Raw genomic sequence first — 8,754 nt, 5'->3', positions numbered from 1 at the left:
AAAAAAAAGGTAACTATTCAGCCTGATAAAAACGCTATCAATAACAATCTTGACAAAAAGTTGAAACGTAAATTTCATTAGGATCATTTATTTTGATTGTTGCTATTGATTGCTTTTTTGATTGTTAGATTGTTAGTGAGCAGACATCTCTATTTCGATGAAATCAGTACCAATAGGCAAATCGTGCCAGGCTGAATAGTTACAAAAAAAGATGAAAAATGAAACACACAGGTACTTTTACCTATAGCCCGAATAAAAAGCTTGATTATTAATAGGCCGGGATATTAGCCTTCCTTGAACTCAATAGTCATTGTCTCTACTTGCTTTGCAAGACTCTTTGCGATCATCCCTGACTCCAGCCTGCAGACATGCATAACACCTGTTGGTACGATACATCCGGGACAGCAAAGAGCTTCTTGTGCTCTGTCCATCACATAGTTATCTTTGATGTACAGAGTTTCCATCATTGGAACATCCATATGAGACATTTCTTTTACCTTTGGGCAGGGCGTTTCAATATCTATGATAATATTTGTCCCATCAAGTTGTCCTTTTACTATATGTATGAAACCACAGATGCTTGAGTTTACGTGTACGACAGATCCCATATCAAATCTCCTTTTTTCTAATTCATAGTTTAGTTTTTACAGTAAAGTAAGTGTCCCTAGTTTAAACCGGACTGACAAAATGCAAGAATACTCTAGAATATTCAGTATTGTTAACAACGTGAATATATGTTTTTCTCTCTGAACCTTGCCGACTTAAAAAAATAGATTATGATTTTTACTTTATGCTATTGTTTTGAAAAACATAAATTTTAGTTATTACAGTTCCATGAGAACACGGAATCCCGTAAACCCGTAACAGTCGTCGGGAATATAGCCACTTCGACGTGAAGACCTACAGAACCTGGAAAGACTGCTCCAGCAACCTCCCCGATCAACACGAAGGAAACTGGCATCACCTTCCCAGGCACTATTCTCAGCAGGAGCACCCTCATAATTTGAATGCCATTTGTCCTGACACCATTCCCAAACATTACCATGCATGTCATACAATCCCCAGGGATTGGGTTTCTTCTGTCCTACCGGATGGGTCGTGTTTCCTAAATACCAGCCATACTCTTCCAGTTCAGATTCATCGTCTCCAAAAGGATATTTACTTGTCGTACCTGCCCTGCAGGCAAACTCCCATTCGGCCTCAGATGGCAGGCGATACTTATCAGTACCTTCTTTTGCGTTCAGATTCTTAACAAACTCCTGTGCATCATTCCATGAAACCTGTTCTACCGGATGGTCATCATGATCTTTAAAGTAAGATGGATTACTGCCCATTATTGACACCCATTCTTCTTGTGTTACCGGATATTTTCCAATATAAAATTGTTTTGAAATTGTAACTTCATGAACCGGTCTTGAGGTTTCGTCCTGTTTCGAACCCATTATGAACTTACCTGCAGGGATGAGCACGAATTCCATCCCAATGGAGTTTGTGTAAACTCTGCGCCCATTTTCATATTCAGATCCTTTGACATATCCCTTAGCAGTCTTTTCAGTTTCTTTTTGTCTATTGCTATTTCTACCAGTTTTGCCTACTGTTTCACAATGACCCATATTCCACACCCTATACTCTTATATCAGGAGATGTTATTCTGGTCATTTTCTCAGTTCAGGAATCAAATAATCCACGCACAGCTCAAAAGTACTGTGCCAGTAATCAGTATTTATAACTAAATAAGCCAGAAATATTTCCAGAATTCTCCCTGCAAGCTGACCCTCACATAATGGCATTCTCCCAATTGCCATTATTATCCTTTGAAGGAATATATGTCTTATATTATTGTTAGTTTTTGGTAACTATTCAGCCTGATAAAAACGCTATCAATAACAATCTTGACAAAAAGTTGAAACGTAAATTTCATTAGGATCATTTATTTTGATTGTTGCTATTGATTGCTTTTTTGATTGTTAGATTGTTAGTGAGCAGACATCTCTATTTCGATGAAATCAGTACCAATAGGCAAATCGTGCCAGGCTGAATAGTTACGTTTTTGCGCCTCAGACACAATAAACCATTCTTCAAAAGCATTGCACTATAGATTTCAAAGGTAAGAAAAGAGAGCTAAAAAAGCTCATTCTATCTTGTCAATGGTAAGCTCTACTTTTTCTATTTTCCTTGCGAGAGTCTTTGAGATATTTTCAGTTTCTACCCAGTATGCATTCATTACGGTCGCAGGCACATAACAATTGTCACATATTTTGTTCTTCATGCTCTTCATTAACAGTTCATAGTAAGGAATATTCTGAGTTGCCAGATCTGCATTGGGGAGATCGAAATCACAACCCCACTTTTTCAACTTCTCACACCCTGTTTCAATATGTATGTGACTCTTCCTGCCTTCAGTGACCGCTGTTATGTAGGTCTTGTAACCACAAAGAGAATCGACTGACATTGTAACGACCATATACTTACCCTCCATTTCAAGAATTGAAATAATTCATTCAACGCTATTCATTTGATCTCTTCGAATTTTATGTCAACACCTTTGTATCCACGTGCGACATCTTTAGGGATCTTCTCATTCTCTATCCAGTAAGCACTCATCACCGTTGGAGGCACATAGCAATTACTGCAAATAGAACACATTTCCCTTTTTTTGTTAAGCAAATCAAAAGCTACATCCTTATCCATGAGATCAATTTTCGGAAGGTTGAACTCATTACCCCATTTTTTTATCTTTTCACAGGTAGTATTAACATTTATACGTGTATTCTTACCTTCATGCTGGGCCAGAATCGTTGTTCTGTTCCTGCATATATTTTCCAATGACATAATGACTGTAATTTTACTGACCTCCTGACAAATGTATTACAAATATTGACGAATATATATCAAACAAATTTTAAAAAGATTGGCCAATTGCCTGAAAATCAATCCATTTGATAACATTTTAATATATTTTAGTAGATTTGTATGTGTACAACATGCTTAAATCTTGCGTTTTAAGCCTAAAACTTAAAACCATTAAGTAAAACATTAAAATAAAAAAAGGAGGTGTGGAGAAGTTGGGGTGCAATGCACCCACATAGACTTGAGACTCTACAAATATTGGAAACCTGTAAGCCTTTTTTTAAAGAGATGGCAGTTCGTTTTTCATGAGGATTGAATCATATTGTTAAACTGGAAGCTTTTACGGGTTTTACATTGAAAGCAGGGATATGTGTTTCTTTTTTCCAGTATGAAGAAAGCTGATAGTTCATTCTGCTTATCGTACATCGTCTGAAATGGTTCAGGTTTATGACCTTATACCTCAGTGTTGTTGCTATATCCATATTTTCACCTTTTTACCAATGTAGTACATCGGCATCCTTTGTACTACTTAATTATACTTAAAGTTTTTATCATGAGCTTGCTCATAAAGTACCTTACTTTAGAGTGAAATAACCGAGTTTGTGGTCAAATACCTACTTTACAGTCACATTTTGACCGAAAATCGAACTTTCGTTTAGTTTGCACAATAACATTTCAAATTCGATTGAAATAGAAAGTTTTATATGTTTATGGAGCATTTCAAATAATACTGAAATACTATTTGATGAGGTTAGCATAAATCGAGAAAAAGAAGGAACAATATATGGAAATAATTTTAATAATTAGTCTACTCATTACAGGATTAGCTGTTGGACTAGCAGCTGGAATTTTGGGTGTAGGAGGGTGTTTTATTATGGTTCCCATTCAGTTTTGGGTTTTGAGCCAAATGGGAGTTGATCCTACTATTGCAATACGTATTGCTTTTGGAACAAATCTTGCTGTAGTTCTTCCAACAGCAATTAGTGGAGCTTACGGGCACAATAAAAAAGGAGCCGTACTCTGGAAACAGGCAGTTTATCTTGGAGCATTTGGATTCTGTGGTGCTATTGGAGGAGCTTATGTTGCCAGCAATCTTCCCGGAGATGTGTTAAAGATCGCATTTGGACTTGTTATACTTCTGGGAGCTGCAAGAATGTTGACAGCCAAACCTCCACACAAAGACGAAAAGATTACCGAATCCCCTGTATTATATGCAGTTGCAGGAATTATCCTTGGACTCGTATCTGGAATAATAGGTATTGGTGGAGGAGTTATAATGATCCCTATTATGGTAATGGGATTGAAATTCCGAATGCATCAGGCAGTAGGCACCTCCACGGCAGTAATGGCTCTTATTGCCATTGGTGGAATTCTTTCATACGTATATAACGGTTGGAATATTGCAGGTTTACCTGCTTATTCTCTGGGCTATGTGAATATGCTTCAGTTTGTACTTCTGGCAGGTACCAGCGTACCGATGGCATATATTGGCTCTAAAATTGCACACAAATTATCTCATAAGAACCTTAAAAATCTCTTTATTGTAGTGATGGCATACATGGGATTGAAAATGATTGGAGTTTATAGCTGGTTGGGATTACCACTATAAACTTATTTTTTAATAAGAAAATCAATGTGGCCAAATAATAGTTTTTTTGATTGAAAAATTGGGGATTTTTGGTTAAGACCTTTTGATAGAATATAACCTACATAAAAAAAACCGGCTTTGGTAATTAAACATCGTTATATAATATGATGGCCTCTTTTTATATATGAATTGTCCAAAGTGTAAGAGTTCCAGTCATAAGAAGAACGGTAGGATTGATGGTCGACAACGCTACAAATGCCATGATTGTGGATACAACTATTCAGTAGATATAAAATCCACCGCTAGCCCCGTATCTGTTAAGCGACAGGCTTTACAACTCTATCTGGAGGGGTTGGGATTTCGTTCAATTGGACGTTTTTTGGGCGTTAGTCATGTTTCTGTTCAAAAATGGATTCGAAAATTTGGTAGTGAATTAGAGGATCTAAAAAGTGAAAATGAGATTTCTGTTGTGGAATTGGACGAGATGCATACTTATATTGGGAATAAAAAAACTACTGCTGGATATGGATTGCTGTTGATAGATATGGGAAGAAATTCATCGATTGCTCTTTTGGCAGCAGAGGAACAAAAACAGGACAAAAACTCTGGAAAAAGTTAAAGACAAAAGAGGTTGGGGAAGTAATGACGGATTATTGGAGGGCATATGCCAAGTTAGTCCCCAGAAACATCCATACTCGATCAAAAGCAGAAACATATACTGTTGAAGGATACAACAGCATATTTAGGCATTTCCTGGCAAGACTAAGGAGAAAGTCAAAGTGTTATACTAAAAGTCTTGAAATGCTAAAAATCTCCGTTTTGCTCTTGATGAAATATAGGAATAAAGAACTAGCTATGTTTAATTAACAATGCCAAAAAACCATATCTAAAATCCCACATCAAGCAACCATTTAGTAATAATCCCCACAAAAACCGCAATTGCAAAACTCAATAAAGTGCCTATCAATATATATTCACTCACCTTCCTATCGGTTGTGAACCTGAATATGGATTTTGCAGCAACCAACAAACCGATAGCTTGATACTGATCTAGCAACACAAAGGTCAGGAGAAGGAAACGTTCAAGACGACCTATCCACAGACCGGCATTTGATAGACCTGTGCCTTCATTTCCATCTTTGTCATTTTGCCAGGCTTCAGTAAATTTACCAATTACAATACCACTGGGCCATATTGTTATTACGTATGCAACAAGCAGAATCCAGAGATTCGTTCCTGCAAACGGAACAGTAGGCAAGATTTTCATAATTGGTATTAGTCCTGCTATAAGGATCCAGACTATAAGAATGGTAAACAAATGGGCTGCCTGATCCAGGGTGAACCATTTAAGATCATCTTTTCTGGTTGATTTGAAACCATCGATCAATACATGAGAAAACGTGTAGGCAATGAAAAGCCAGACATAAATGAAGGCACCTGAAAGGATATATGCAAGTAAACCGGCAGTCAGACCATGTATATAAAGCCATTTTGAACGCCATTTGTTCTCAAAACGGTCATTTACCATTGATCTGGTCTGGAATACAAAATCAGCAAGCAGGTGTGAAAGAATAAGTTTTGCAAGCAGAGATATATTCAAAAGACCCGGGTCCATCACTTATCACTCTCTACAAATACATCCTCATATTCAAATAAGTGTTCATAGTTAAAAAGGAACTTCTTAACTCCATCAAAACCCGAAGCTTTCAGACTCTGGGAAATCGTTGACTGAGATTTACCGTGTCTTGAGGCTATCTCTTCCTGGGTTGAACCAGAGAGTTTCTCCAGAATTATCTCTTTCTGGATATTTGTCCACCTGCCAGCTATGAGATCAAAAAAAGAGCACTGAGTCTCAAACATCAGGTTCAGAGCCGGATTTGGAGTTGTAACTAGCAGATTTTGACCTTTTTGCTTCATCGTATCAAGCGCTTTTCCGGAAAGTCGAAAAGCCACGCCATCCGCCTCTCCTATGTTACCGGAGTCAGGGATATACTCAATTGTTCCAATGCCAATTGATAACCTTGCCGCAAAATCCTTTGACCCTTCATTGAACAGACTAAGCCTTTGGGATAAGAGTACAGAAGCAAGTAATGCACGATCTGGCTTGCTAAGAACTACCTGAAAACTATCTCCTCTGAATATATCAAAAGGAAGAAAAATAGTATCGTGAAGTTGTAAGTGATCCTCTATGAACATAAGCGAATCGCGAAGATAAGCAATCATTTCTTCTCTGGTCTCGTGTTCTAATTGGGATGACTGTACAAGATCCCCTGTTATGACAGCATATAAGACTTTTTCATTAATCAAAACCTTGAACCTCAGTTGTAAAAACAAATATAAGTTTTAAAGATTATATTTTACTTATATAGCTTATTTAGATTATATTTTGTTATTAGTAGTTATAGGACTTATATTTTATCACTATAAATGCATAAAGATCTTTGCTACGAGTACAATGTTTTAGATTACAACACTAAATGCAGAATATGAAGCAATTTAAGAAAATTGAGTGTTAAGCCTTCAATTAATGAAAACAGTGAATACAAGCACTCCGTATGTTACATACTTTTGAATTGTAGAATTATAAAAAATGAAAATAGCTTAAGGAAAGGAAGAATAAGAGAATTTTCAGTTTCTCTTATTTCTCCTGTTACCCACAATCCCAACCATGAACAACATCATAGACATCATACCTATCAATGAACCACTATCATTTCTTGTTGCTACATTGGCACCAGTTCTGAGCACCGGTGTTGTCTGCATATTCAGGGAATAAGCAGGGTCAATACCCAGTATGAACAGGTCAGTGAGTCGATAGACATCCGAGTTTCCTTCTACTGTATAGTTCACGTATGTCTGATTACCAGCAGTTCTATCTGCCTGTAAAGCACCTACATCCCACCAATATGCAGTTCCGGTAACCGGAGAAAGCACAGACGTACTACCATCAGGATCAGTAACCCAGGAAGCATTGGTGAATCCCTGTGGGATTATATCGTATACAACTACTGTAGGAGGTGTAGCAAGATCACCTTTATTGTGTACCCAAAGGGAAATATCATAGTAATCAGAGTCTGTATCGTTCTTTGTAATCGTTTTCCTGGCTTCCACAAGATAACCATTTATGATGTATATTTTTTCAATTATCTCATACGTACCATTTATTGAAAGATAACTTTCAGTTAACTGGCTGCCTGTAAGATCTACACTTAGATTTACATCCAGCCATCCAACGGGCACTGGTTCAGGGAAATCATATATTTTCCATTCATCTTGCGTCCATACGTCTGATTGTGAAAGAGTACCTACGCTGCTATTAACTGAAGTTTCAACTGCTGAGCTGTAATCAAGACTACTGCTGGTCGTTACATACATTGTTACAGCTGAAACAGTGTAATCTATACTCTCTGTATCAGTATTGGTGATGGTAGGCGTAAATCCCCAATCATCTCCGCCTGAGCCACCCTCTGAACTATCTAACTGATTCTTCTGCAAATCGAACATGAAATTAAGGGTTGTGCCGATAGGAGCCCCTATAACTGAAACATTATTTCCCGATTGAACTCCATTATTGACCGTAAACTGCAATGTGCCATTACCCAGGAACATTTCCTGTGCTGACTGTGGTGATGAAGCTATATGAGCTGCACTATCATTTTCAGTAGCTGTGAAAGTCAGAGTGGCATTTGTAACAGATGAATTAAGTTCTGATACCGTCCACATGACAGTATCCTCTGAAGGATTTGTTACCGCACCCAGATTTGCACTGGCATCAGAGAAACGAAAATCGGCCACGGAATTAATGTTACTGTCAGAAGCTACTTTTGTGAATGTAATAGAGCTTATTGTTGAGTCAATGTTTCGTTCTATTTCAAGGTTCACATCGGTCGAATCATTGACCAGTATCTTGTTTGCTGAATAACTTTCATTGAAAGTAACTGGTCTTGAACCAGAACAATCATAGTTTATTGCTACGGAATCACCATGGCCAAGATAGTTAATGTGCACTTGCACAAATGCACTGTTGCTGGTATCAAGATATACGCCGCTTGATGACGAAGACCAGGTTGAAGATGACGTTGTTCCATTATTGAAACTGATGTTCACATCGTATAGATCTGTTGAGGATAATGTATTTTTGATCGTTATTTGTCCTGAGCCGGATGCATCACCGCTTGTCAACGACCCATTAAAAAAATCACTTACGTCAATGGATTCACTTACCTGAACATCCAATATTTCTGTTGCGCCTGCAGCTGATACGACGATGTAAAAAACGAATATGAAAACTATTGTTCCTATCAAATTACTATGCG

Annotated in this window: 10 protein-coding genes; 2 read left to right on the top strand and 8 right to left on the bottom strand. The window is 37.5% G+C overall.

From position 1 onward, the window contains the following. Positions 1 to 284 precede the first annotated feature (284 nt). From WN948_RS14700 to WN948_RS14680, 5 genes are all read right to left on the bottom strand, one after another. Positions 285 to 608, bottom strand: a complete 324-nt coding sequence (locus WN948_RS14700; protein WP_319507666.1) for a hypothetical protein — start codon at positions 606 to 608, stop codon at positions 285 to 287. 216 nt (positions 609 to 824) lie between these two features. Then, positions 825 to 1,613 carry a formylglycine-generating enzyme family protein gene (locus WN948_RS14695; protein WP_342304915.1) on the bottom strand — a complete coding sequence of 263 codons (789 nt, stop codon included), beginning with the start codon at positions 1,611 to 1,613 and terminating at the stop codon, positions 825 to 827. A gap of 518 nt (positions 1,614 to 2,131) precedes the next feature. Beyond that, positions 2,132 to 2,464 (bottom strand): hypothetical protein, encoded by a 333-nt coding sequence (locus WN948_RS14690; RefSeq protein WP_319507667.1) that lies wholly within the window; start codon positions 2,462 to 2,464, stop codon positions 2,132 to 2,134. Between the two features lie 47 nt (positions 2,465 to 2,511). Next, positions 2,512 to 2,832 carry a hypothetical protein gene (locus tag WN948_RS14685; RefSeq protein WP_342304914.1) on the bottom strand — a complete coding sequence of 107 codons (321 nt, stop codon included), beginning with the start codon at positions 2,830 to 2,832 and terminating at the stop codon, positions 2,512 to 2,514. Positions 2,833 to 3,167: 335 nt separating this feature from the next. Further along, positions 3,168 to 3,332, bottom strand: a complete 165-nt coding sequence (locus tag WN948_RS14680; RefSeq protein WP_342304913.1) for a hypothetical protein — start codon at positions 3,330 to 3,332, stop codon at positions 3,168 to 3,170. Positions 3,333 to 3,634: 302 nt separating this feature from the next. On the opposite strand from WN948_RS14680, the gene WN948_RS14675 reads away from it, so the two are divergent. Then, positions 3,635 to 4,459, top strand: coding sequence for a sulfite exporter TauE/SafE family protein (locus WN948_RS14675; protein ID WP_342304912.1), 825 nt, complete (start codon positions 3,635 to 3,637; stop codon positions 4,457 to 4,459). 163 nt (positions 4,460 to 4,622) lie between these two features. Then, a protein-coding gene (locus WN948_RS14670; protein WP_342303728.1) for an IS1 family transposase occupies positions 4,623 to 5,305 on the top strand; the annotation gives its coding sequence in 2 pieces (ribosomal slippage) (positions 4,623 to 4,949 and positions 4,952 to 5,305; 681 coding nt in all). A gap of 19 nt (positions 5,306 to 5,324) precedes the next feature. Here WN948_RS14670 and WN948_RS14665 read toward each other — a convergent pair. From WN948_RS14665 to WN948_RS14655, 3 genes are all read right to left on the bottom strand, one after another. Then, positions 5,325 to 6,053: a DUF3307 domain-containing protein gene (locus WN948_RS14665; RefSeq protein WP_342304911.1), complete on the bottom strand. Its 729-nt coding sequence runs from the start codon at positions 6,051 to 6,053 to the stop codon at positions 5,325 to 5,327. Then, the gene (locus tag WN948_RS14660) at positions 6,053 to 6,745 is read right to left on the bottom strand and encodes a SatD family protein (RefSeq protein WP_342304909.1); all 693 of its coding nucleotides are present in this window, start codon (positions 6,743 to 6,745) and stop codon (positions 6,053 to 6,055) included. Before WN948_RS14660 ends, WN948_RS14665 begins: the two co-directional genes overlap by 1 nt. A gap of 321 nt (positions 6,746 to 7,066) precedes the next feature. Next, entirely contained in the window at positions 7,067 to 8,743 is a 1,677-nt protein-coding gene (locus WN948_RS14655) for a hypothetical protein (protein WP_342304908.1), read from the bottom strand. Between the last annotated feature and the right edge of the window lie 11 nt (positions 8,744 to 8,754).

The organism is Methanolobus sp. ZRKC5 (assembly GCF_038446525.1).
Classification (GTDB): Archaea; Halobacteriota; Methanosarcinia; order Methanosarcinales; family Methanosarcinaceae; genus Methanolobus.
This window is presented reverse-complemented; position numbering and strand designations above follow the sequence as displayed.